This window comes from Archangium violaceum (genome assembly GCF_016887565.1).
Lineage (GTDB): Bacteria > Myxococcota > Myxococcia > Myxococcales > Myxococcaceae > Archangium > Archangium violaceum_B.
On sequence record NZ_CP069396.1, the window covers coordinates 9050192 to 9073313 of the forward strand.

The 23122-nt window shown below is 64.9% G+C and carries 24 protein-coding genes; 11 read left to right on the forward strand and 13 right to left on the reverse strand.

From position 1 onward, the window contains the following. Positions 1 to 155: 155 nt before the first annotated feature. The 3 genes from JRI60_RS36025 (at position 156) to JRI60_RS36035 (ending at position 3446) form a co-directional block, all read left to right on the forward strand. Positions 156 to 1172, forward strand: coding sequence for a methyltransferase (locus JRI60_RS36025; RefSeq protein ID WP_204220450.1), 1017 nt, complete (start codon positions 156 to 158; stop codon positions 1170 to 1172). A gap of 212 nt (positions 1173 to 1384) precedes the next feature. Continuing rightward, positions 1385 to 1756 carry a hypothetical protein gene (locus JRI60_RS36030; RefSeq protein ID WP_239469915.1) on the forward strand — a complete coding sequence of 124 codons (372 nt, stop codon included), beginning with the start codon at positions 1385 to 1387 and terminating at the stop codon, positions 1754 to 1756. Between the two features lie 121 nt (positions 1757 to 1877). Beyond that, positions 1878 to 3446, forward strand: coding sequence for a sensor histidine kinase (locus JRI60_RS36035; RefSeq protein ID WP_204220451.1), 1569 nt, complete (start codon positions 1878 to 1880; stop codon positions 3444 to 3446). A 14-nt stretch (positions 3447 to 3460) separates the two neighbouring features. Here the strand turns inward: JRI60_RS36035 and JRI60_RS36040 are convergent, their stop codons facing one another. Continuing rightward, entirely contained in the window at positions 3461 to 3910 is a 450-nt protein-coding gene (locus JRI60_RS36040) for a hypothetical protein (RefSeq protein ID WP_204220452.1), read from the reverse strand. Positions 3911 to 4122: 212 nt separating this feature from the next. On the opposite strand from JRI60_RS36040, the gene JRI60_RS36045 reads away from it, so the two are divergent. Together JRI60_RS36045 and JRI60_RS36050 are read left to right on the forward strand one after the other, a co-directional pair. Beyond that, positions 4123 to 4911, forward strand: coding sequence for an alpha/beta fold hydrolase (locus JRI60_RS36045; protein WP_204220453.1), 789 nt, complete (start codon positions 4123 to 4125; stop codon positions 4909 to 4911). A 352-nt stretch (positions 4912 to 5263) separates the two neighbouring features. After that, positions 5264 to 5905, forward strand: coding sequence for a hypothetical protein (locus tag JRI60_RS36050; RefSeq protein ID WP_204220454.1), 642 nt, complete (start codon positions 5264 to 5266; stop codon positions 5903 to 5905). Between the two features lie 139 nt (positions 5906 to 6044). On the opposite strand, the gene JRI60_RS36055 is transcribed toward JRI60_RS36050, so the two are convergent. Then, positions 6045 to 6245, reverse strand: a complete 201-nt coding sequence (locus tag JRI60_RS36055; RefSeq protein WP_239469916.1) for a hypothetical protein — start codon at positions 6243 to 6245, stop codon at positions 6045 to 6047. Positions 6246 to 6636: 391 nt separating this feature from the next. On the opposite strand from JRI60_RS36055, the gene JRI60_RS36060 reads away from it, so the two are divergent. After that, positions 6637 to 7455: a MerR family transcriptional regulator gene (locus JRI60_RS36060; protein ID WP_204220455.1), complete on the forward strand. Its 819-nt coding sequence runs from the start codon at positions 6637 to 6639 to the stop codon at positions 7453 to 7455. 78 nt (positions 7456 to 7533) lie between these two features. Continuing rightward, complete coding sequence (locus JRI60_RS36065) at positions 7534 to 8574, forward strand: aldo/keto reductase (protein ID WP_204220456.1); 1041 nt, start codon at positions 7534 to 7536, stop codon at positions 8572 to 8574. Positions 8575 to 8604: 30 nt separating this feature from the next. On the opposite strand, the gene JRI60_RS36070 is transcribed toward JRI60_RS36065, so the two are convergent. The 4 genes from JRI60_RS36070 to JRI60_RS36085 all read right to left on the reverse strand — a co-directional run bounded on the left by JRI60_RS36070 (position 8605) and on the right by JRI60_RS36085 (position 11058). Continuing rightward, entirely contained in the window at positions 8605 to 8931 is a 327-nt protein-coding gene (locus JRI60_RS36070) for a cytochrome P450 (RefSeq protein WP_239469917.1), read from the reverse strand. 99 nt (positions 8932 to 9030) lie between these two features. Beyond that, positions 9031 to 9483, reverse strand: a complete 453-nt coding sequence (locus JRI60_RS36075; protein WP_204220457.1) for a hypothetical protein — start codon at positions 9481 to 9483, stop codon at positions 9031 to 9033. Between the two features lie 383 nt (positions 9484 to 9866). Continuing rightward, on the reverse strand, positions 9867 to 10898 hold the full coding sequence (locus JRI60_RS36080; protein ID WP_204220458.1) for a hypothetical protein: 1032 nt from the start codon (positions 10896 to 10898) through the stop codon (positions 9867 to 9869). Positions 10899 to 10902: 4 nt separating this feature from the next. After that, positions 10903 to 11058 carry a hypothetical protein gene (locus JRI60_RS36085; RefSeq protein WP_204220459.1) on the reverse strand — a complete coding sequence of 52 codons (156 nt, stop codon included), beginning with the start codon at positions 11056 to 11058 and terminating at the stop codon, positions 10903 to 10905. Positions 11059 to 11439: 381 nt separating this feature from the next. Between JRI60_RS36085 and JRI60_RS36090 the strand changes: the two genes are divergently transcribed. Next, positions 11440 to 12201: a right-handed parallel beta-helix repeat-containing protein gene (locus tag JRI60_RS36090; protein WP_204220460.1), complete on the forward strand. Its 762-nt coding sequence runs from the start codon at positions 11440 to 11442 to the stop codon at positions 12199 to 12201. 288 nt (positions 12202 to 12489) lie between these two features. Here JRI60_RS36090 and JRI60_RS36095 read toward each other — a convergent pair whose 3' ends face one another. From JRI60_RS36095 to JRI60_RS36105, 3 genes are all read right to left on the reverse strand, one after another. Further along, on the reverse strand, positions 12490 to 12807 hold the full coding sequence (locus JRI60_RS36095; RefSeq protein WP_204220461.1) for a hypothetical protein: 318 nt from the start codon (positions 12805 to 12807) through the stop codon (positions 12490 to 12492). Between the two features lie 453 nt (positions 12808 to 13260). Then, positions 13261 to 14202, reverse strand: a complete 942-nt coding sequence (locus JRI60_RS36100; protein ID WP_239469918.1) for a type VI immunity family protein — start codon at positions 14200 to 14202, stop codon at positions 13261 to 13263. Continuing rightward, positions 14202 to 15035, reverse strand: a complete 834-nt coding sequence (locus JRI60_RS36105) for a hypothetical protein (RefSeq protein ID WP_204220462.1) — start codon at positions 15033 to 15035, stop codon at positions 14202 to 14204. Before JRI60_RS36105 ends, JRI60_RS36100 begins: the two co-directional genes overlap by 1 nt. A gap of 147 nt (positions 15036 to 15182) precedes the next feature. On the opposite strand from JRI60_RS36105, the gene JRI60_RS36110 reads away from it, so the two are divergent. Then, positions 15183 to 15362 carry a hypothetical protein gene (locus JRI60_RS36110; RefSeq protein ID WP_204220463.1) on the forward strand — a complete coding sequence of 60 codons (180 nt, stop codon included), beginning with the start codon at positions 15183 to 15185 and terminating at the stop codon, positions 15360 to 15362. A gap of 432 nt (positions 15363 to 15794) precedes the next feature. Here the strand turns inward: JRI60_RS36110 and JRI60_RS36115 are convergent, their stop codons facing one another. Both JRI60_RS36115 and JRI60_RS36120 read right to left on the reverse strand, forming a co-directional pair. Next, positions 15795 to 16010 (reverse strand): hypothetical protein, encoded by a 216-nt coding sequence (locus tag JRI60_RS36115; RefSeq protein WP_204220464.1) that lies wholly within the window; start codon positions 16008 to 16010, stop codon positions 15795 to 15797. A gap of 18 nt (positions 16011 to 16028) precedes the next feature. After that, positions 16029 to 18038, reverse strand: a complete 2010-nt coding sequence (locus JRI60_RS36120) for a C-type lectin domain-containing protein (protein ID WP_204220465.1) — start codon at positions 18036 to 18038, stop codon at positions 16029 to 16031. A gap of 580 nt (positions 18039 to 18618) precedes the next feature. Here JRI60_RS36120 and JRI60_RS36125 point away from each other — a divergent pair. Both JRI60_RS36125 and JRI60_RS36130 read left to right on the forward strand, forming a co-directional pair. Further along, positions 18619 to 19638, forward strand: a complete 1020-nt coding sequence (locus tag JRI60_RS36125) for a M20/M25/M40 family metallo-hydrolase (protein WP_204220466.1) — start codon at positions 18619 to 18621, stop codon at positions 19636 to 19638. Positions 19639 to 19762: 124 nt separating this feature from the next. Beyond that, positions 19763 to 20983 (forward strand): phospholipase D-like domain-containing protein, encoded by a 1221-nt coding sequence (locus JRI60_RS36130; RefSeq protein WP_239469920.1) that lies wholly within the window; start codon positions 19763 to 19765, stop codon positions 20981 to 20983. Between the two features lie 179 nt (positions 20984 to 21162). On the opposite strand, the gene JRI60_RS36135 is transcribed toward JRI60_RS36130, so the two are convergent. Next, positions 21163 to 21945: a hypothetical protein gene (locus tag JRI60_RS36135; RefSeq protein WP_204220467.1), complete on the reverse strand. Its 783-nt coding sequence runs from the start codon at positions 21943 to 21945 to the stop codon at positions 21163 to 21165. 134 nt (positions 21946 to 22079) lie between these two features. Then, positions 22080 to 23021, reverse strand: a complete 942-nt coding sequence (locus JRI60_RS36140; RefSeq protein ID WP_204220468.1) for a hypothetical protein — start codon at positions 23019 to 23021, stop codon at positions 22080 to 22082. Positions 23022 to 23122 lie beyond the last annotated feature (101 nt).

Genomic DNA, 23122 nt, shown 5'->3' on the forward strand with positions numbered 1-23122 from the left:
GCGACGTTGTGGCCTCGAAAGTAGGAGAGGGGCGCCCTCGCCCGCATTGATGAGGGTTAATAAATGCGAGCCGCGCTCCGCTCGCCGCCGAAGCGCCGGGACCCCCCAATCCGCTTTCGGCGCGCATCACGCGATCCGATATGATCCCTCCCTCCATGGACCAGACACCTCCGCCGAATCTCTCGCAGCAGCTCCTGGAGCACATCTCCAGCTACTGGATCTCCCAGGTCATCGGTGTGGTCGCGCGACTTCGCCTCGCGGACCTGCTCGCAAGCGGTCCTCTCTCGAGCGAGGCGCTGGCGCCGCGGGTCGGAGCCCACCCGGAGGGGCTGTATCGCCTGATGCGCGCGGGGGTGGTCGCGGGCCTCTTCACGCAGGTGCCTCCCCGCACATTCACGCTCACCCCGCTGGGGGCCTGCCTCCGTTCGGAGGTGCCCGGGTCGATGCGCGACATGGCCATCATGCAGACCGCCCCCGGCCATTGGCTGCCCTGGGGAGACCTCGTCACCGCCGTGCGGACGGGTCACTCCCCGGTCCGCCAGGTGCTGGGGACCGACCTCTGGGAGCACTACCAGAAGAACCCGGAGGAGGCCGCGCACTTCGACCGTGCGATGGGCAGCTTCTCCAGCTTCGTCGCCGCGGAAGTGGCACGCCTCCACGACTTCTCACCCTATGCCCGCGTGGCCGATGTGGGGGGGAGCCAGGGCGTGTTGCTCGCCACCGTGCTCCGTGCCCACCCCTCCTGCCGAGGCATCCTCTTCGATCTACCGCACGTCATCGACGGAGCCCGGGCCCATGTGGAGGCGGAGGGGTTGGGCCAGAGGATGGACCTGGTGGCGGGGAGCTTCTTCGAGCCCGTCATCCCCACCGCGGAGGCCTACCTCCTCAAGCACATCCTTCATGACTGGGACGACGCCTCGTCCACCTCCATCCTCCGGCAGATTCATCGCGCCGCACCGCCGGGAGCCCGGCTGCTCGTGGTGGAGATGGTGATGCCGGACGGGGAGCCTTCGCGCACGGCCCTCATCGACCTCAACATGTTCGTGGTCTCGGATGGACGCGAGCGCACGGCCCGCGAGTACGAGGTGCTGCTCGCCAGCACCGGCTGGGCGCTGGAGGGCATCACTCCCTCCCCGAGCGGCGTGAGCCTCATCGAGGCGCGCAAGCGCTGACCGGGCCCTGGCAGCCGTCGCGCGATTCGTGGCGAAACCGCCTCAGATGGTCGGCACGGGGGTGTTCACCACGGAGGGGAACGGGTTGGAGTTGAGAATCCGCCGGATGTCATCGGCGCTATTGGCCGCGGGGAGACTGTTGAGGATGGTCCCCATATTGTAGTGAGTACGGCGTCCAGCTCTCCCGAGGCTTCCGGGCCCTCAAGGTGTGGATGAGCCTCAAGGCATACGGGGCCGCGAAGTACGGCCGTCTCATCGAGCAGAACGTGGAGCAGGCCCACCTGCTCGGGCGCCGGGTGGACGCGGAGCCGGAGCTCCAACGTCTGGCGCCGGTGTCCCTCAACATCACGTGCTTCCGGTATGTCGGCCGGGGCGCTCCCGAGGCCCGGCTCGACGCGTGGAACCGCGAGCTGCTCTGCCGTCTGCACGAGTCCGGCGTGGCCGTGCCCTCCTATACGACGCTGGAGGGGCGCTACTGCCTGCGCGTCTGTTTCAACAACCATCGCACCCGCCGGGAGGACCTCGAGCTGTTCGTCCAGGAAGTGCTACGGCTCGGCCGGGAGATCGCCGGGGCGGAGGCGTGAGAGCGCCAGGTGGCTCGCCTCCCCAGCGACGACCCGCCAGCCGGTGCGGACGACAGTCCGTCGTGGCGGCGTCGGAGCTGAAATTCTCCGCGCTGCTCAGGCGTCTCCCTGCGTGCTCTCCATGGAAGATTCGTCCTCCAATTACCTGTCTCTCCTTTGTGCGGGCAGCGGTAACGACCAGCCCTCTCGCCAAGCCACGCATCCCCGCTCGCAGGAGGCCCTGGCGGACTTCGTCGACTCGGCGGCCCTGGGCCTGCATTGGGTCGCGCCCAATGGAACCATCCTGTGGGCGAACCAGGCGGACTACGAGCCGCTCGGCTACACGGCCGACGAGTACATCGGCCACAACATCACCGCCTTCCACGCGGACGCCGAGGTCATCTCGGACATCCTCCAACGGCTCACGCGGGGGGAGCGGCTCCTGGAGTACCCGGCGAGGCTGCGGTGCAAGGACGGCTCGGTGCGCGAGGTCTCCATCTCCTCGAGCGTCCGCTTCGACGAGACGGGGAAGTTCCTCCACACCCGGTGCTTCACGCGGGACGTGACCGAGCACGCCCGGGTCGCACGCGCGCTGCGTGCGAGCGAGGAGCGCTTCCGGATGCTGCTGGCGGGGGTGAAGGACTTCGCCATCTTCATGCTCGATGCGGGTGGCCGCGTGGAGACGTGGAACCAGGGCGCCGAGCGGCTCTACGGCCATACGATGGAGGAGCTCGTCGGGCAGCACGTCTCGACGCTCTACACGCCCGAGGACCTTCGGGCGGGCCGAGTGGACGAAGAGCTCGCGGCGACCAGCCATCACGGCCGGTACGAGTCCGAGTGCGAGCGCGTGCGCAAGGATGGGAGCCGCTTCTGGGCGCATGTCGTCACCACAGCGCTCCGGGACGAGGAGGGACGGCTGCGGGGCTTCGCCAAGGTGACGCGGGACGTGACGGAAAAGCGGAAGGCGGAGGAGGAGAAGGAGCGGCTGCTGCGCGAGCTCAAGGCGGCCGTCGCGGCCCGCGACGAGTTCCTGTCCATTGCCTCGCACGAGCTCAAGACCCCGCTCACCTCGGTGAAGCTGAACCTGCACGCCCTGGAGCACCGCGCGGAAAAGACGGTCGAGCAGACAGAGGGCGCGGGGAGCCGCAGGCTCGTGCGCATCCACGGGCAGATCGACCGGCTGGCGAAGCTCGTCAACAGCCTGCTGGATGTGTCCCGAATCACCGCCAACCGGCTCGACTTCCATCTGGAGGAAGTGGAACTCGGAGAAGTGCTCCAGGATGTGCTGGGGCAGTTCAAGGAGGAGCTGGACCGGGCGGGATGCGCGCTGCACCTGAGAACCGACGCGGGCGTCGTCGGCCGGTGGGACCGGCTCCGGGTGGATCAGATCATCAGCAACCTGCTCTCCAATGCCATCAAGTACGGGCCGGGCAAGCCCGTCGAGGTGGATCTGCAGCGGTTGGGCAAGAGCGCGCGCCTCGTCGTTCGGGACCATGGCATCGGCATCTCGGAGCGGGACCAGGAGCGCATCTTCGATCGATTCGAGCGGGCGGTGTCGATCCAGCACTATGGAGGCTTTGGCCTCGGGCTGTGGATCAGTCGGCAGATCGCCGAGGGCCTGGGAGGCAGCATCACCGTTCACAGCCAACCGGGGCTGGGCTCGACCTTCGTCGTCGAGCTCCCCTTGAGTGGGCTACCGGGCGGAGATTGATCTCGTCCGCGGTCTCAAGCGCGAGGAGGAGGCCAACCCTCGGCGGCTTTTATCTCCGCATGGGCGATGTTGAACTCTTTCAGGACCTCCAGCGCCCGACTGGAAACCTCCAATCGAAAATCCGGAGTGAGACAGAAATCGGCATTGCGGTCCTTACCAGTCATCTTGAGCCATCGGAACTCCGGCAGGGTGCGCCCAGGGTATAGCTCTTGGAACTCTGGCGATGTGCTCACTTCAACCTCGTCCAGGCTGAAACCCACCAGTCTTGCCTCTTCGAGTGCCTTCGCGAGAGCGGAAGAGACGAGAAAGCAGGGGAAGACTTTTAGCAGATCATCACCCAGCCATCCCTCGAAGCGATGATGGAAGTGAAACACCTCTGGAGGATGAACCGACGTATTCATGACCGTGTTGTCGCCTAGTTCTCCAGCGACTTCAGGATACAATACCCACCGCTCCGTGCTCATGGCGACCTCTGTTCAATCTAGAGTGGGGGCTCGAAAAGCGCACCAAACCGCCCATCCAGTTGCCGTGCAAAATCAAGCACATCCTGCTTCGTCGGAGTGGATGACTGAAGGAGGGGGTTGCTCGTTCGTTCGGGTCAACGCCATTCAGCTCCTCTTGTGCGCTTCTGTCCTGCGTGACCTGGTGGTACGCGAGGCGCATGCGTGATGGGTTCTTGAACACGACCTCCCTCCACATCACCCGGTGGGGCGACTCCGGCCCTCGGGTGGTCATGATCCATGGGAGCGCGCAGGGCAGCGCGGTGGGCGGCGACCGCCACTTCTCCGCTCAAGCGCGGCTGGCGGAGCGAGGCTGGCGGGTGATTGTCCCGGATCGGCCCGGACACGGCCGCAGTCCGGCGCCTGGCCGCCCCGATGACGCCGAGGCGGATGGTGCGTGGGTCGCCGAGCTGCTCGAGGACGGCGCGCACCTGGTGGGCCATTCCTTCGGCGGCTGTGTCGCCGTGGCGGCCGCCGCGAAGCGTCCCTCGGCGGTTCGCTCCCTGACGCTCATCGAGCCCGGCATGCAGATGATCGCCATGCGGGATTCGCGCGTGAGGCGACAGGTCCTGAGCCTCCTGCTGGCCAAGGTCCTCCCGGGTTCCGCCGCCACGCGCGCGGCTCGGTTCGGCAAGCTGATGCGGATCCCCCCCGACATCCGAGGCGGTACCTCGCCCGAGGAGCTGGAGCGGATGGGTCGGGGCCTCGCCCAGCTCCGGCTCCCCGCCAAGGAGATGCTCCAGCGGCAACTCGGCGACATCCAACGTGAGCGCATTCCCCTGTGGGTCGTGACGGGCGGTTGGAACCCCGGCATCGAGGCCACGGCGGACGCCGTCGCGGCGCTCGGCGGCGGTCGACGGCACGTCATCGCCTCGCCCCACCACTTCCCTCAGCTGGTCTCCGACGAGTTCAATGAGCTCCTCGTGACCTTCATGAAAGAGAGCGACGCGCGCCACACCTATTAGCCTGGCCCGCCCTCTTTCAGCGCACCGTGGCCGACAACCGGTGCTCAACCTCCAGCGGGACGCCGCGAGCTTCTGCTCGCGCTTCCTCTTCTTCTTCGCCCACGTGGCCCCGGACGCCCCTGAGGTCCACCGAAGCACCCGAGGCCGCGTTGTCCTCCCCCCTCGTCGGGGTTCCACCGCCTGAACGCACTGCCGACGACAGCCCCGGCTCCGAGATCCCCTCGGGCCGGGGTTTTTTCTTTCGAGCCTGTACCGGCTGCAGCCGCGCCCCGCATGAAGAGCCCCGGCGCCGCCTCCTGCGCCGCGCGCAGCTCCTTCGCGGGCTCCCGCGAGGGAGGGATATGCTTTCGACATGGGCCTGAGCTTCTTCTGGCTATCCCTCTGCATCCCCCACGAGCACTCCTCCGCAGTTGCCGCCAGCTTCGACGCAGCTGTGGCCACCTCGCCAGTGAGTCCGACCGCGCGCCAGGTACTCGACCGCTGGCGCGAGGCCCCAGGGTCCCTTTCTCCCGAGGCAATTCCCGATCCTGCCCATCCTGGCTCTTGGACGTACCCCGAAGGGACCAAGGAGTTCGAGGAGCTCTTCCGCCCGGAGGCGCTGAGTGCATTCGGGCAGCGATTCATCAAAACGGGCGCGGAGGCGAACGGCTGGGGCATCCAGCTCGGCGCGGACAATGGCAGCCTGCTCATTACCGACCGCATCCCAGCCGCCGCCGCCCTGTACTTCGGCTTGGGGGCAGAGCAGGCGGCACGCCTACCCGGCCACTTCGGCGCCCTCTTCGTGGCTCCGAGCGATGTTGGCGGACTTCTACCAGCCCTGGATGCCGTGCTCGAGCACCCCTCACCGGAGATGCTCGCGCGGGCCCGAAGGTGGCTGAATGGCGGGAACAATACCCGCGTCCGCCCCGAGGCCCTGTTCTCCTTCATCCCCAGCGCCCTCCGGAAAGCCCTGGCGCGGAAAGAAGGAGTGTTGCTGCTCACGGCCAAGGGCTGACGAGAAGGCCGCGTTCGTCCCGGAGACCATGCCCATCGGCGCGCAGGCAACCCGGCGTCAGCGTTTACACCCCGTCACCACGACCTTGATCTGCAGGCCCGCCTCTTCCAGTGCTGGCATCAGCGCGGCCTTGTGAACCTCAGTGCCAACCCCGACCCACCTCCGTCCAGCGCAGTCGCTGCTGCAGGGAATGCGCCTGGTACGCCTGCAGCGCGTCCTCGGGCCCTTGCGCGGGCAGGGCCCCTCTTTTCTCCAACAGCCGCAGCACCCGGTGCCGCACCACCTTCAGCAACTTCTCCACCTCTGCTTGCGTGGGCGGCGGCAACGCCTCGATGCGCACGCCGCCCTCCCACCGCACGAAGACGCCGTCCGGTACCAGCGAGCGCGAGGGTCACCCCAGGCCGCGTGGTGTTGAGGCTCAAGACAGCCAAGAGGCCCAAGCCCCTGCCACGCACCTGATGGGAGCGCGGCCTGGGCAGGCGTGTACCCCAAGGGGCTGCGCGGCCTGTCCTCCGGCTGGGAGCATCACTCGGGTGGCCCCGTCAGCGGCCCTCCTCGGCCCCCGCGCTCCAGCCCTCGCCCTCAATCCGCCTTCCCTCTTTCTCATGCTTCGGCCATCCCTCCGCGGGATTCCACCGGACGGACGGTTTCGCACTGCCATGTGTTGGAACACAAGGGCCTTGAGCTGGCCCCTGGGGCCACCCTTAGCATGCATTCAGGAGAAATTCGGTATGCGCGACCTGATTCGCAGTGGGCATTTCGCCCAGATAGCCCGCCTGACCCGCAAGGCACTGCGGGTGTACGCCGAGCAGGGGTTGCTCCGTCCGGTGCACACCGATCCCCTTTCGGGCTACCACTACTACAGCTTCAGCCAACTGGAAGACGCCCGCAGAATTACCCGTCTGAGGGACTTCAACATGTCTCTGGAGGACATCCGGGAATCCCTGAGAGCATGGCATGCACCCGAACTCTCCAGCCTGCTCCAACAGCAGCAGCGAAAGCTGCAGGCCCAGCAGGAGGACATCCAGCGGGTCCTGAACGACCTGCGGGCCTTCATGCAGACCGAGCGGTCCCTGTATCAGGTGAACACCAAAAAAGTACTGCCCCAGCGCTGCATCACCCGGCGTGCCCGCTGCGCCCCCGAGCATTCCTGTGCCTTCATTGATGCCACACAGCCAGCGCTGCTCACGGCTCTCAGAGAGGCAGGAGCCCACCCGGCCGGGTCTGGAATCGTGCGGTACTTCGAGAGCGAGGGGGAGGACACCTGGGATGTGGAGGTCTGCCAGCCCTTTGCGATCGATGGACCCCTGCTGCTTCCAGAAGGGTTCGATGTGCTGACCCTCCCGGGAGGAACAGCGGCCTACACGGTGCATGGGGGGGAATGCGGCGGGGACTTCGGGCTGCAGGGTGCCTATGAAGCGGTCTGGAACTGGATCCGGGAACACGGCCACGAAACCCAGGGCCCCCCCTATGAGGTGTACCTGTTCGAACAGGGCAACACCGACGACACCGCCGATTACCGCACCGAGGTGGCCTGGCTGATCCGCTGAGCCGGGAAACACCACTCCCGCACAACAACAGAAAACCCACGCAAGAGGTTTCGCCAGAAGCGAAGCCAAGGAGGAGTCATGTCTACACGCAGGCTGGGAAACACAGGCATTCAGGTCAGCGCCCTCGGACTGGGCGGATGGACCATCGGAGGCCCCTTCCGGGGCGGCACCGACGAATGGGGTTACGGACCGGTGGACGACCGGGAATCCATCCAGGCGATCCAGAGGGCGGTCGACCTGGGCGTGACCTTCTTTGACACCGCTGCCAATTATGGGGCTGGGCACAGTGAGAGGATTCTGGGAAAGGCCCTCGGCAGTCACAGGTCCAGCGTGGTGATCGCCACGAAGTTCGGCTACCGGGTGCTGGACGACCAGAAGCTGGTAGACGGTCCGGAGGTCTATCAGGAAGCCATCCGCCGCTCCTGCGAGGCCAGCCTGCGCAGGTTGGGTACGGAATACATCGACCTGTTCCAGTTCCATGTGGGCGATCATCCAGCGGATCAGGTGGATGATGTGCTGGACACCCTGGAATCCCTGGTGGCGGAGGGCCACATCCGCGCCTATGGATGGAGCACCGATGATCCGGTGCGGGCCAGGGCTTTCACCGCCGGAAAGCACTGTGCGGCCATCCAGCACCAGCTCAACATCTTCGAGGACAATCCTGAAATGCTCAGGCTCTGCGAGAAGATTGGCATTGCCAGCATCAACCGGGGTCCTCTGGCAATGGGCCTGCTGACCGGAAAATACGCCAGAGGTGCACGCTTCGACTCCACCGACATTCGCGGTGCCAACGTACCATGGATGAAGTACTTCCAGAACGGTCAGCCCAATCCTGAATGGCTTGCCCGCCTGGAGCAGGTGAAGGACATCCTCACCTCTCAGGGCCGGACCCTTGCCCAGGGTGCACTGGCCTGGCTGTGGGCACACAGCCCGGTGACCCTGCCGATTCCGGGATTCCGAACGGTGGCGCAGGCGGAGGAAAATGCCCGCGCCCTGAAATTCGGACCACTGACCCCGCGGCAGATGCAGGAGATCGACCGGATCCTCGGACGGGAGGACTTCAGGGCTCCCTCGAGCGGGAACGAAGCCGAATCCGCAAGAGGCGGGTCCGCCGCCTGAGGCGGCGAGCGTCGGATGGGCTTGCCCCGGTTACGTGGACAGTAGGATCAAGGTGCCAGGGCGATGGGCTGGGTGTGGCGTGAGTCCGTCGTCTGTCCGTGCCAGGGGGGCGCCGATGCAGATGTGAATGCCCTCGCCGAACGCGACGTGCTTGTCGGCGTCCGGGCGGGTGATGTCGAAGACGTCGGGATGGGAGAAGCGCTCCGGGTCCCGGTTGGCCGTGGCCAGGCCGACCATCATCGGCACCCCCTTGGGGATGTGGGTCCCGCCCAGCTCCAGGTCCTCCTTGGCGATCCGCCGCGAGATGAAATCCACCGGGCCCCAGTACCGCAGCGTCTCCTCGACCAGGCCCTTCACCAGGCTGGGGTTCGCCTTCGTTTTCCTGGAATATCGGGTTCTCGCCTGGTGGACACATCCACTCGACCAGCTCGTCCGACACGGGGGAGCTCCCCACTCTCACTGGCCGAGCGACTGGGGCGGCGGTTTGGCGCTGAAGGCGGGCAAGTAGCACTTGCCCTGGTACTCGTAGAGAACGTCCGGGCACGGGGCCTTGAGTTCATGCGGCAACCAGCAGGCACCGACCAACTCGACCTCGGCGTAGCGGGTGCAGGGAGGGCGCTTCTGCCCTTTGAAGGGCTCGCGCGGCAGCGGACGGGCGAGCACGGACTCCCCAGCATCCGCGGTGTCCACGAGACCTCCGCTGAGTTGCACCCGCCAGTCCGTCACCGGGGCCGCGCCCTGCTCGGCGGCGGGTTTGAGCACCAGGGCCGTCGCCCCGCTCGTCTCGTGTGTGGCCCGGTAGAGCTCCCCCTGGTTGCCAGCGGACTGCGGCACCTGCTCGTGAAGCTGGTACGGCCCCAACCGCTCCGCTTCCTCCCACTTCTCCTCTGCCTTCTTCTTCTCGTCCATGCGTGCTCCTCGCGGGCCTCCCCGCCCACCGGAAGCCCGAGGCTCTTGTTCGCATGGAGTCGAGCCCTTGCGCCAGGAGGTGCTCGGGTGCATCAGGGACGTCCTACCTTGGAGAGGGTCCCGGAAGCACGGCAGTACCACCCGTGAGGCCAGTACGAAGTGTCAGTACGAAGTAAATGGCGAAAGTCGAGTCTGACACCTCCTGCTGGGGTGTTCCTCTTCGGTTCGGCGTTGCAAGTGACGCTGCACTTCCACTCAGGAGCGCCACGGAATCTGGGCAAGCCCCACCCGGGAAGGAGCGGGGCAAAGCCTCCCTCCGCCCCTGCCCTATGCGTCCTCAGCAGGAGGCGGATGTCGCGCCGTGACAGCAACTGCGTGTCTCCTCAATCAGGCAAGCACAGCTGTCGCGGGCCGCTGTCTTCATCTCCCGCCTGAATTCCCAACACCTCTGTGCCGCCATAGGCGCCCTTGAGAGTGAATTCAGTGTCGGCGTAGCAGTAGAAACGATCATCAATCCCCACCCTCACCCACCAGACGCCTGCAGCGGGATTCTCAACAACATAATCACACTGATTGGTGTATACATTGCAGTAGTCGTAACTGGTTCCTGCCGGAATCGAATCAAATCCAACATCCATGGCCAGAAAGCACTTACCGCTCGTGCAGTTCACACGGCGCGCCGCGGAGAACTTCAAGTATTGGGTACCTGCCGGCACTTCCAGGAAGTACACACTGTCGGTAGACTCCCCGTAAGGATACAAGAAGCCGTACTCGACCACATTATTCTGGAGCTGGTATCCCAGTTCCGTCTCGGTAGTCGAGGCAGCAGAGGTCGACGCCAGCGCGCTCTCGGACGTCGTTGGCTCAGATGCCCCACAGGCCATCAAGAAAAGCAACATGCCAATCGCGGAAAGGCGCGCGCACGTGGATCCAGATACATCACTCAGACAGCTCATTCGAGTTCCTCGGTGGATATGTGAATACTTCGATCGCAGGATCATGCATCCAAGAGCCCCACACAACATTTTCGACGTGTTGGCAAGGGCGGACAGAGGGCGCGGCATCGCGACGGGCAAAAGGCATTGGTCCTGGTAGGCCCGGGTCTGCGGTGGGCAGGGGCGTTTCTCAATTGGCAGCCAGCATGCGCCAGATACCTCCACCTCGAGGCCTTCCGTGCATGGTGCCCGCTTCTGGTTCTTCACCGGGCGTGGAGCATCGCCGGACCGGCCCGGCACGGGATCCACGTAGACGTCCGTGGCCCAGACTTCCTCCTGGGCTTCCACCTCTTGCACCCACCTCTCGGCAGTGGGGGCCAACATCGCCGGAAGCAGCCTCACCACGAGCGCGGCAGCACCCGACAGTACCAGTCGCCGCCACGGGCGCGACTCGTTGGAAGCATGGAGGGCTTGGTCCATGCACCTATTCCCTCAGAGGGACGTAGTTGAAAACGGCCGAGGAAATGAAACGTACCCGCCAGTCGTTCAGCCCTACCGAGGTCTTCTCGTCCTCGGCGGCGGGCTTGAGCACCAGGGCCAACACCCCGCTCGTCTCGAGCTTGGCCCGGTAGAGTTCCACATGCCCTCGTTCAATACCTCTTCACGCTGTGCCTGGCTGGTGCTACCCGTGGCCCTGTCCTTCGCCTGTGGTGGAACCTTCATTTCCGATGATTCCCCTGACGAGCCCATCCTGGAACAGGTGCCCCTCACGATGTTGGCCGATCCCACGGCGTGTAGCGCCAACAATGGAGCCGGTCCCTTCCGCGTCTACATGTCTACCAGTGGGAATGATGCCAATTCCGGGCGCGCGTCGAGCAGCCCCGTCCGCACGCTGAACCGGGTGCAAGACATCATCAGGGCTGCAGCCCCCACCTGCCCCACGGAGGTGCGTATCGGTCTGGGCACCTATCATGGGCAGCGGGTGGACTGGACCTATGTATCAGGCCATGAAATCAAGTTCATGCCAGCCGATGGGACCAACGCCGCGCGTCCCGTTTTCGACGGATGCTCATCGGCGACCGGCTCCTGCACACAGGGCACGTGGTTCAAGCTCAGCGACGCCTACGGCGTCCAATCGAAGCTGCACTTCTGGTACATCCGCGTCCAGCGCTACAACACCGCCATCAGCTTCAACGGCATGCGCGATACCGTGTCGGGCTACAACGGCGGCAACCGCATCTACGGCTGCTACTTCGATCGGATCGGCAACGGCTGGGCGGGTGCAGAGGGCCATACGCCCAGCACGGCGGCCGTGCGGCTGGTGAACTCGGACGACAACATCATCGAGAACAACCACTTCTACAACATTACCAACTCCACTAGCCCCGGCCTGCTCCACGCCATCTACGTCGCGCACAAGTCGGAGCGTAATTCCATCCAGCGCAACGCCTTCAGGCGCGTGTCCGGTGATGCCATCCGCATCCGAGACTACTCCAACTACAACATCATCAACCAGAATCGCATCAGCCAGGCCGGAAGCTATGGGTACTCGGAATGGTTCTGCGACTCCGCCCAGAACACCGACTGCACACTGGCCACCGAGTGTCGCTCGTACCAGAACGAGTTCCGCGACAACACGCTGGATGGAACCTACTCCTGCCAACCCATGTCCACCTGGGTGTACTACCAGACGGATTATCCGGCGAACTGTGCGCGTGCGCAACTCGACCCGCGCCTGCGTACCAGCGGCAATGAAAAAACCGCTACGCCCTGCTCACAGTGAGCATCCACGGATCGACCCACCAGGCGTGAGTTCCCAGCCCCATACAAGCAGCAGCCGAAAGCCTCCACCGCTCCCGTGCCTCTACCATATGTAAAGGATTGCAGGGCATTGTCGATGCGGGTACCGAGCCCGAACCGGTGACGGAGGCATCAAGCTCCTCGCTGGGCCGCTCCCTTCTGTGCCGCGTACACAAGAGGCGACGCCTCAGCGGGGTTCGGAGCCGCCACCGTCCAGACTGGTGACAGGAGAGCGCGGCACCGCGACGGGCAGACGGGTTCTCCTGACTCTCTACCCGATGAAGATGTCGGCGATCTCGTTGGGGTTCACCTCGCCAAGAATCTCAAGGATGAAATCGATGCGCGCCACGGTTGCGGCCTTCTTGGGGTTACCTACCAGGGCGGCGCGAAGTTGCCGGAACTCGTCAAGGACGACGGGCAGGTCGACGATGTCCACGGAAATGCCCGACTGGAAGAGCGGCACCCAGTGGAGACCGAGCTTCTCGGCTGTGGCGGCCCATTCGGTGCCATACGCTCCTTCCGTAGCCACCGGGATGTAGAGACGCTCCCGCTCCTGCTCCTTGAATTTGATGAGGATGGCCACAGACATCAGCGCCCTCCCAGCTCATCGGTCACGAAGTCAGGCACGGGTGGCAGGAAAAGGTTGACGCCCAAACGTACGTCGAATGTCCAGCCCGGATATTTGACGCGAAGGGCCTGCAGTTCTGAACCATCCAATCAGGAAGGGCCATGCCAGGCAATCAGTTCCCCCAAGCAGGTGCGGAGGAGGCGAGCGCGGGATCGAGGCAGCGGCCAGGAAGGAGCGGATGAAGGAGAGGACGCCGCGAGTGGACCAGGCAGAATTACGCGCATGGCGGAATGGGGGCCGTGTTGAGGGGGCGGGCTGGAGCAAAGGGGTCGAGGAGGGCCGCTGCCGGAGAGAGCAAGGGCGTGCGCCGCGCCGGTGCAGGGGGCACGCCGAAGGCGATGGGCTTCTTCTAGAGAGACCAGGAAGGTCGCCGAGGGGGAGCTGCCGCCCGCGGCTCCTTCCGCCATGGGTGCGTCAAGGACAGAAGCGGTGGATCCACCGGCGCATGTCTTCCTGGTCGTTGTTGAGGAAGGAGAACCAGTTGGCGCGCTCCTCGTGGAGGAAGAGTTCGAGCAGGTGGCCGAGGGAGAGGAGTTGGGGAGAGGGGCGCTCCTGCTGCGCGGTGTCGATGGCTTCGGGCCACTCGCCGAGGGTGATCAGAACGCGCTCGCCTTCGAGGGGAGGCAGGGTCTGGAAGGAGACGTCTGGGAAGGGGAGGTGCCGCCGCAGGACCTCGAGTCCACCGAGCCGGCCGAGAAGGGGCAGGCCGAGGAAGGTGAGCCAGTAGGCGCCTCGGGCGTTGGTGCCGATGTGCTGGCTGGTCTCCCCGAGCTTGTAGATATCCAGACCCGGATAGCGGTCGCGCAGCTCGCGGACGGTGCGGTGGGCCGCGAACCAGCATCCGTCGGGGGCGACGAGGGCGAAGCTGGCGTAGCCGAAGCTGAAGGGCAGTTCGCGAGCGAGTTCGAGAGCGAGGGCGCGCACGTGGGCGGGGCCGTGTTCCACCAGGTACTCGGTGGGCAGTGTGAAGTTCACGGCGCAGGTGGGATCCTCATCGTGCATGAACCGCGTTTCGTCGAGCCAGCACCCCCAGTACTCAAAGGTGTAGCCGCTCGCCGCGTCACAGTGCTCCACCAACTCGACCTGGCAGGCGATGGGCCAGTTCCGCTCGAGCATCTTCTCGCGGACGTGCTCCCAGCCTTTGTCATCGAGAGGCTGGAAGTCACCATTGTCGTCGGGGTACCAGCCCAATGCCTGGGGGTGAATGGCACGGCGGTACGTTTGCAGGGCCCGCCATACGGCATGAATCACTTCTCCGTGGGAGCGGCGCATGAAGAAGCAGATGACGATGCCATCACGAGCCACAGGGAAACCCCTGTCTGTCTGCACTCGGAGGATGGGAAGGTGCTTCTTCATCAATAAATCCCCTGTGGCGTGAGGCGAAAGACTTCCGCACCCAGTGCCTCTTTGTAGATCTGGCCTTGATTCGCGCCGGGAAAGGCTCCCCTCGGGCCGTAATCCGTCCACCTTGAACGGTTGGATGGGGGACAAGGGAACTTGAAGTCGAGGACGAGCGCGGCCTGAAGGAGATTATTGTAGTCCGCGTGGAGGACGATATCGGGCTTGATGGTGCCCTTCAGCCTGTCGGTACAACCCTCTTTGATGAACTGCTGCTCCTGCTCGCGGCTGATGGTCTCGAGGATCTGGCTGGTCCGATAGAAGCGGTAGCGCTGCTCGATGCTGAAGGGGGCGGGCCAGAGCTGAGAGAGTACCTCGCGAGCGCAGGCGAGGGCGATGTCGTGCTTCTGCCTGCCCAGGAGCATGGCGCGGGTGATGGGCTCACCGCAGCCGTCCACGTCCATTTCCTCGCCGCATTCCTCCCGGGTGGGAGGGCGATTGCCGAAGTGCGAGGAGTTGACCCGATGCTCGGCCAGCCGGGCGCACTCCGTGAGGCGCTCCTGCAACTCCCTGGCCTTCTCCGCGTCGTGGTGGAGCACGGACATGACCAGTGGAGTGGCCACGACGAGCGCGGCGCCCACGGCCAAGGGGGCCGCGGAGGTGCCCGAGGTGCCCAGCATGCTGGCGTGGCGCACGCGAGCGGCGGACTCCGTGTCGAGGCGGAGGTCTCGGCGTGGAGGAGCACCGAAGCGCCCGGGGCCGGTGGCGCAAGCACCGAGCAGGGTACTGGCCAGGAGCAGGCGCGCGAGCCGCCCGCGGAAGGAGAGGAGCTTGTCGGTATTCAAGGGCATGGGAAGTGGCACTTCAATCACCGAACCGTTCCGGCACTTCATCCAGACACAACCGCGAGGGTCACGGTACCCTCTTCACATGGACGCGTCCCGCATCGAATCGGGTGAATTCGTCGTGGACTTCGTTCCTGGCGGCGTGCCGTCTCCGTGCTGCTCCCTCCCGGCTATGACTCAGGAGGCCCGTTCCCGCTCGTGCTCTTCCTGTACGGCGGTGGTGGCTCCCGGCAGACGCTCGTCGATGCGAAGCCGGTGTTCGACCCGTGCTGGAGCGACGGCAGCGCTCCTCCGGTGGTGCTCGCGTGCGCGACGGTGGGGGAGATCAGCTAATACCGCGCATAGGCGGAATGGGGGCCCTGTTGCTCGGCGGCGAGCTGGTGCAGGGAGGCGGAGGAGAAGACGGCTGAGGCCAGCAAGGCCGTGCGCGGCGCCGGTGTAGGGGTGCGAGCACCCCCATGGGGCACACTGCAGCCTTGGCCGCCCTTGCTTGAGCAGAGCGGCGTCGTTACGTGCGTTGCCGTCCCGGCGGAGGTGATGCCCGCCGTCAACCCGTGCGCCCCCTCCACGTAGCCCGTCCAGGCCTGAAAAGATGAAGCCGCCCTCCGCGAAGCGGCTCTTGCTCCGCCCGAAGAAGCGCGCGAAGGCCTCCCGCGTGGGCTCAAAGCCGAGTTGCAGCGACTCCTCGGCCGAGCGGCCCTCCTCGTAACGCTGTAGGGCGAACACCGCCTCGGGGAGAGAGGACAGGGCTGGGAGAAATCCAGTCTACTCAAATCTCGGCTGTATTCCATGGAGTTCCGGCTGTGCCGCCGCATCGTGCGACGGAGAGTTGGACGCCCTCCCCATGCGGAGGTCGAGGGGCGCGGTGCCCGCCACGTCGCCGAAGAGACGCTCATCCACTCCGGCGAAGTGGGCCCTCTGCTCGTACGTCCGGGCCTCCTCGTAGAGGACCCGGACGAGCGCATTTCGATAAGGCTCCAACCCCACCGACTCCGTCAATCAACGCAAGGTGAGAACAGCGAAACCTGAGGGTGTATCAAAACGGCCACTCAGTTCTCCGGATTTGGTTCGATAGGTAATACCCCAATCCTCTCGTCTTACCTTCAGCTCCCTTCTCTTCTTGAAGCCAGAGGCGGGGTTGGCTTTGCCCATGGCGGTGGGGCTGGTGCATCCCGCGGCATACAGGGTGCCCCCAATCGAAATGGCAAGTTGATCTCGCGAGCGCTTACGCCCGCCACCGCTCTTCTGCTTGTAGGCAACAACCTTGGCCTTCACCGAGGTGCGAATCAAAATGGAATGAATGGCCACCTTCAGCTTGTAGGTCCTGCCATCAATGGGGCCAAAAGGCGCATCTACTTTTTTGTTAGTGATGCAGCCATCGCTGAAGGCCACAACCTGCGCTCGCGGCAGTTCTGCCGCTGCGGTTCCGTGGCCAGCCACGGGAGGGACGGCTTGCGCTGTCTTGGGCTTTTCGCTGCTGTTGGGATTGGCTGGACAGGAGTCGGAGAGAGCCGCAGCCGCGGTCTGGGTCTGCGCCCCTCCCACCTCTGTCAGTCCATACTCGGTCATCCGATAGACGGTCTGACCTATCTTGAGTTCGTAGTTGCTGTTGAACAGGGTGTTCTCTGCATCGTCGAACGTGATGTCCAAGGAGTCAGGATCGGTGCCTGTCATGTCGTTAGCCAACCAGGTCCGCTCGACTACTTCAATCCGTGAACGCTTTGACGTGAATCCGGAAAGTTGTCGCTCCAGGTTCTTGTATGGAACGAATTCATCAAAGTTGTTCTGCTCATCCACGACATCCATCTGCTCGGCGGTCAGGTTGGGATACTGATTCTCGTAGTTGGTGTTGTAGGTCTCGTAGTCAGCCTCCAGTTGGTTGATGACCGCATAGAGATCGTCGGCGGAGTTGAACCGCAGGACACCATTGCTGGTTTCGTAGGTGACCGGGACGTTTGCATAGGTGATGGTGACTGAGTTGCTATCAGCAATGCACTCGAACTCATCATTGCCGTCCCAGTCATCCACGACGGGAGCGCACCCGGCGTTGGCCCAGACGTTGTTTGGCTTCGAAGAGACGGAAACTTGGCGAATCCCCGTTGAGCCAGGCCAGAACTTCTTGCAGTACGAGATGCCGCCAATGTTGCACCCGGACGAGCAGTCCGGGTCCGGCGCCCAGATTCCACCGGGAGACTGGCGGTTGTTGACCTTACCGCAATACCGCGCAAAGCGCCCGAGCACGGTGATGGCGGTATAGCCGACCCTTCCGCTACAGCTTCCGGAGCTATAGCAACCTGCATTGATGACGTACGTGCCGCCACCGCCAGTGGGCACCGTGTAGCTGAAATTGGAGCTGACGCCACCACAGGCATCATCATTGTAGGCGACCTGTTGACCGTTGGGGCCATAAAGCCGCAGATAGGTATCGCCCGAACCGGAAGCCCCCGAGATGCCGCACGTTCCAGCGGTGAGGGTCTGCCCGGCCTGAAGAGTCACCGCCACGTTCACCGTGTTCTGAGTGGCGGAAGCCGTATTCGAGGCAGAGTAGTTGAAGTAATTCACGGTGACGCTGCTGTCGATGCTTTCGCAAACGTAGGCGAACTGCTTGTTGCAGTCCTCGTCATTCCAGAGTCCCACGTAGGTGCCAGAGGATGCCTTGACAGCGCAGTCCTCGTTGCCGGCTGCATTGTTTGGCTCGCCTGGGCTCCAGTTCGCATAGAACGAGGTTCCAGTGGACCATCGCCACGAGCCTTCGACGCTGCGATCGTTGTACCCAATCCACCAGATTTCTGTTGAGCTCAGATTGCTCTTCAGCCACTCGTCTTCCGCGCTGTTGTTGATGGTCACCAAGCCATAACCCAGAAGCGCGCAGCTCTCGGCGGCCTGCGCCCAGGTCTTGCGGGTGGTGGCAAAGATGTAGTCATGGCCATTGTAGGCGATTTTCTGCTGAACCTCGCCCAACGTTTCTTCGGAAAAGCCTGGGGTGCCATTGAGCTCGTCCGAGCTCATGCCGCAGCCCATCAGCATTGCGCATGAAAGGATTGTGGCCAGGCTCAATTGTATGGGGAGTGTGACTCTTGCTGCGTACTTCACGCCAAACATTCTCATTCACCTTGGTGCGGCTGGAGGTCAGCCGCTTGCGTACGACAAGCCGCTCTCGTCTCGGCGGCGCTGTAGCTTTATCATGACAGTTGGAAATCGCTGAGCTGGGGGCAATAGGCGCAAGACGCGTCGTCGCCCCAGCAGCCAAGCAAGCCCATGACATTGGGATGCAGAGATCGCGGCTAGGCGACTCCGTGAGCCGTTTCAACGATGGCCAAGAGTCTGTTTGAGCTCCTGGGAAATGGGAGGCTTGGGGCTGCGCAGGGGCATGAAGCCGCAACCGAGGTGGGGAAGTGCTCGAAAAAGTATAGGCGGATGGGGCCTTGTTGAGGGGGCGGGCTGGTGCAAAGGGGTCGAGGAGGGCCGCTGCCGGAGCGAGCCAGGGCGTGCGCCGCGCCGGTGCAGGGGGCTGTGCAATGGGCTTGGGGCACACTGCTGCCCTGGCCGCCCTGCCTTGAGCAGAGAGCCAGGGCGTGATTAGCACCTGGTGGCCGAGCACCCCGGCAAGGCAGGAGGGCTGCGTGTCCTGCTCATCGGTCACCTCGACACCGTTCAGGAGGGCGCAGGGCTGGAGTTCGTGCGCGACGGGCCGGTGGCACGTGGCGCCGGCACGCAGGACATCAAGGGCGGCGACGTCATCCTCCTCACCGCGCTCCGGGCGCTGAAGGAGGCGGGAGCACTGGGCGACCTCCACGTCACCGTCATCCTCACGGGGGATGAAGAGAGCGTGGGTGAGCCCATCGCGGTGTCGCGGCGCGAGCTCATCGAGGCGGGTCGGCGCAGCGATGTCGCGCTCGCCTTCGAGGGCGGAGAGCGTGACACCGCCGTCGTCGCACGCCGGGGCGCGAGCACCTGGTCGCTCGAGGTCACGGGGAAGCAGGCGCACTCCTCGGGAGTGTTCAGCCAAAGCGCTGGCTACGGGGCCATCTTCGAGGCCGCCCGCATCCTCGACGAGCTCCGGCGCACGCTGGCCGGTGAGCAGTACCTCACCTTCAACCCGGGAGCCATCGTGGGTGGCACCGAGGGCGGCTTCGACCCGCGCACCGCCACCGGTAGGGCCGCGGGCAAGGACAACATCATCGCCAGCCACGCGACCGTGCGGGGTGACCTGCGCTTCCTGTCCGAGGAGCAGAAGGAGCGGGCTCGCACGCGCACGCGGCAGCTCGCTGCGCGCAACCTGCCGGGCACCTCGGCGGAGATTTCCTTCCAGGACGAGTACCCGGCCATGTCCCCCACGCCCGGCAATCTGCGCCTGCTGGCGGTGTACGACGCGGCGAGCCAAGCGCTCGGGTACGGCAAGGTCGAGGCGTTCGACCCGGGCAAGCGCGGAGCCGGGGACATCTCGTTCGTCGCGCCCTTCGTCGATGGGCTCGACGGGCTGGGCGCTCTGGGCAGCGGGTCGCACTCGCCGCGCGAGGAGGTCCGGCTCGACTCGCTCGCGATGCAGGCCGAGCGCACGGCGTTGCTCCTCTACCGGCTGTCGCGCCAGCCCCACCCGGCCCCGTGAGAAGGCGCCGCGGGTGGGAATACGACCCACCGAGCGACCGGGTAGGACGCCACGACAGCCGACCTGTACCGGGGGATGACGGCCCCGGGCCGCATGGCTACCTCCTGGCCTCGGGAGGCGGGACATGGGGCGGGGACGAAGGTGGGCGATGGTGGTAGCGGCAGCCACCGTGATGACGTCGGCGTGCGCCGTGTTCACCACGAAGGAGTCATCCAAACCCTTCCAGCTGCGCTCGGAGGTGGACTCGCGGGGGGCGGGGTTCGCCACCGCGCTCTACCAGACGGTAGGCGTGCGCATGGTGCCGGGCAATCGCCTGCGCTGGGCCAACAACGGCGCCGTCTTCGACGTGATGGTGGAGGAGCTGTCGCGCGCTCGCTCCTCCATGAACATCGTCCTCTTCATCTGGCGCCCGGGACAGGCCTCCGAGCGGCTGCTCTCCGTCATCACCGAGCGGGCCCGGGCGGGAGTGGCCTGCCGGGTGCTCGTGGATCCGCTGGGCAGCGCCCCCTTCGAGAAGGAGGTGAAGCCGAGGCTGGAAGCGGCCGGGTGCAAGGCGCACCTGTTCCGCCCGCTGCCGGCGGACGAGAACCTCGCGCGCAACCACCGCAAGGTGATTGTCGTGGACGGCCGGGTGGGCATCACCGGTGGAGTGGCCATCCAGGACGAGTGGCTGGGGGAGGCGCGCAACGAGAAGGAGTGGCGCGACACGAACGCGCGAGTGGAGGGCCCGGTGGTGGCGCAGCTCCAGCAGGCCTTCGCGGAGAACTGGCAGGAGACGACGGGCGAGCTGCTACCCGCGAGCGACTTCCCGGGGCTCGACAGGCCGGAGCCCGGACTGGACGGGGCGGGCGAGGGTTGGGCGGCCTTCATCGGCAGCACGGCCAACCCCGAGCTCACGCGGGCCGAGCGCCTCACGCAGTTGATGGTGCGCGCGGCGCGCAAGCGGCTGTGGATCGCCCAGGCGTACTTCACGCCGAACGAGGCCCTCACGGAGCTGCTGGTGGAGCGGGCCCGGGCGGGAGTGGACGTGCGGGTGCTCGCGCCCGGGGACAAGAACGACCACGCGGCCATCACCGTGGCCCAGCGCGCGACCTACGACAAGTTGAGGGCCGCGGGCGTGCGCATCTGGGAGTACCAGCCGTCGATGATGCACGCGAAGACGATGCTGGTGGATGACCAGCTGGTGCTGGTGGGCTCCATCAACTACGACCCGCTGTCCTTCAACATGCTCGAGGAAGGCTCGCTGGTGCTCCAGGACGACGAGGCCGCACGGCGGATGGAGGCCTTCTTCCTGGAAGACCTGAAGCACGCGCGCGAGGTGAAGGCCGCACAGGCTTCGCGCTGAGGCCCGGCGCGGCCGGAGGCGCGACCTGCTCCCTCCAGGGCAGTTGACTGACGTCGGTGAGAAGCGCCTGATACAGGCGCGTGGTTCACAGAAGGGCTCATCGCCCGGCTCGAAGCGGGCGAGTACACAATGACAGGCAAGCAGAGATACCGCCTCGTGACGCCCACGGCATGAACGAGTCAGCGAGGCTCGGAGCCGCCGCCACCGTCCAGGCTGGTGACAGGAGGGCGCGGCACCGCGACGGGCAGAAGACATTGACCCTGGTAGGCCCGGGTCTGCGGTGGGCAGGGGCGCTGGGCGACGGAGAGCCAACATGCGCCGGACACCTCCACCTCGAGGCCTTCCGTACAGGGCGCCCGCTTCTGATTCTTCACCGGGCGCGGAGCATCGCCGGCCCGGCCCGGTATGGGGTCCACGTAGACGTCCGTGGCCCAGACATCCTCCGCGGCCTCCTCTTGCACCCGCCCCTCTGAAACCGGGGCCAACGTCGCCGGCAGCAGCACCACCACGAGTGCGGTAGCACCCGACAACGCCAAGCGCCACCACGGGCGAGATTCGCTGGAAGCGTGGAGGGCTTGGTCCATGCGCCCTACCCCTTCGCGCACATCCTCCAAGGTGCACACCAGCGACTCAACCGAGTGTCTGTCGGGGGCCACGGACATGGTGGTGTGCTCCACCTCCAGGGCGAAGTAGTTGGGATCGGCCGAGGAGATGAAACGGACCCGACAGTCGTTCAGCCCCACAGGGGGCTTCTCGTCCCCAGCGGGGGGCTTGAGCACCAGGGCCGTCGCCCCGCTCGTCTCGTGCGTGGCCCGGTAGAGCTCACCCCGGCTGTACTCCTCCTGCGCCACCTGCTCCTGGAGCTGATATGGCCCCACCTGCTCCATCTCCTCCCAGTCCGCCTCGGGCTTCTTCTGCTCAGCCACCGCTTCTGGCTCCTTGAAGGCTCCCGTGCACTCCATGGCGGCCCTCCCCTACGTGTCTTGGGAAGTGGTTATCCTGGAGCCGACTTCAAGCGTCAACTTCCCTGACACAGAGGGGCTCGACCCCTTACACCAGTCCGCCCTCTCAACAGGGGTCCTATTCACCCTACAAGTCACGGTTTTTCGTCCAGAATGCTGTTCGAGAGAGCGCCACAGCTAGGAGGGCACCGCTGCCCGTCCTCGATGACCTCCCCGTCTCCTTCCGATTCGGTGCCAGTGGACGGAGACTCAGACAGCCGTCCGATGATGCTCCTTCCCTGGGCATCGTGCGGCGTCAGCACCAGATGGATCTGTCCCTCGAAGTCCAGGCCGAAGTGGATGCGAATGCCCGTCGCGAGGTTTCCGTCACCATCTCGTTGGTTGAGCAGCACTGCGATGGCATCGCGGTTGAAGCTTTCCGAGCGAATGAAATTCAACCGGGTGCTCAGCCCGGGTATCTGTCTGGGGATCTCATTCCAGGTGCTTCGGAAGCGTGCGGTATAGGCCGCCGCTTCCTTGGCGGAAATGATGTGGTTCCTGGCGGCATCCAAAGCACTGGCCTCCTGGTTTCCACCCAAGCTGTTTTCCTCATCAGGACAGGCAGGAGGGCACCGCAAGCCATCCTCGATGACCTCTCCGCCTCCTTCCGGCGAAAGGCCTTCACCTTTTTCGGAGGAGAGCGGCTGGATGATGTTGATTCCGCGCGAGTCGTATGACACCAGAATCAGTCTGACCTGTCCTCCCGCATCCAGGCCGAAGTAGATGCGAATGCCCGCAGCGGGATTGCCGAGGGAGTCTCTTTGATTGAGCAGGGAGGCAATAGCACTGCGGCTGAAGCTTTCGGAGGAGGGGATGTCCAATCGCGCCTTCAGCTCAGGAGCCTGACGGTAGAGTGCATCCCGGGTGTCTTTGAATCGGGAGATGTACATCATCCCTCTTTCCAGGGGAATGATGTGGACCTTGGCGGCTTCCGGCCTGCTGGAAACTTCTTTCGGAGACGCCGACGTGTGGCCTGATCCTGTCGTCAGGAGCAGGGTGGCAACCGAAACGGCGCAGTTGGTCAATCTGGATGGCATGGGGAGTCTCCAGGTCGGTGGGGAGTACCGTAAGCAATGAGCCTAAACGACGAGCCCAAGCTTATTTTCTCCAGGCACATACTTTCCAGGAGGTGGATGCC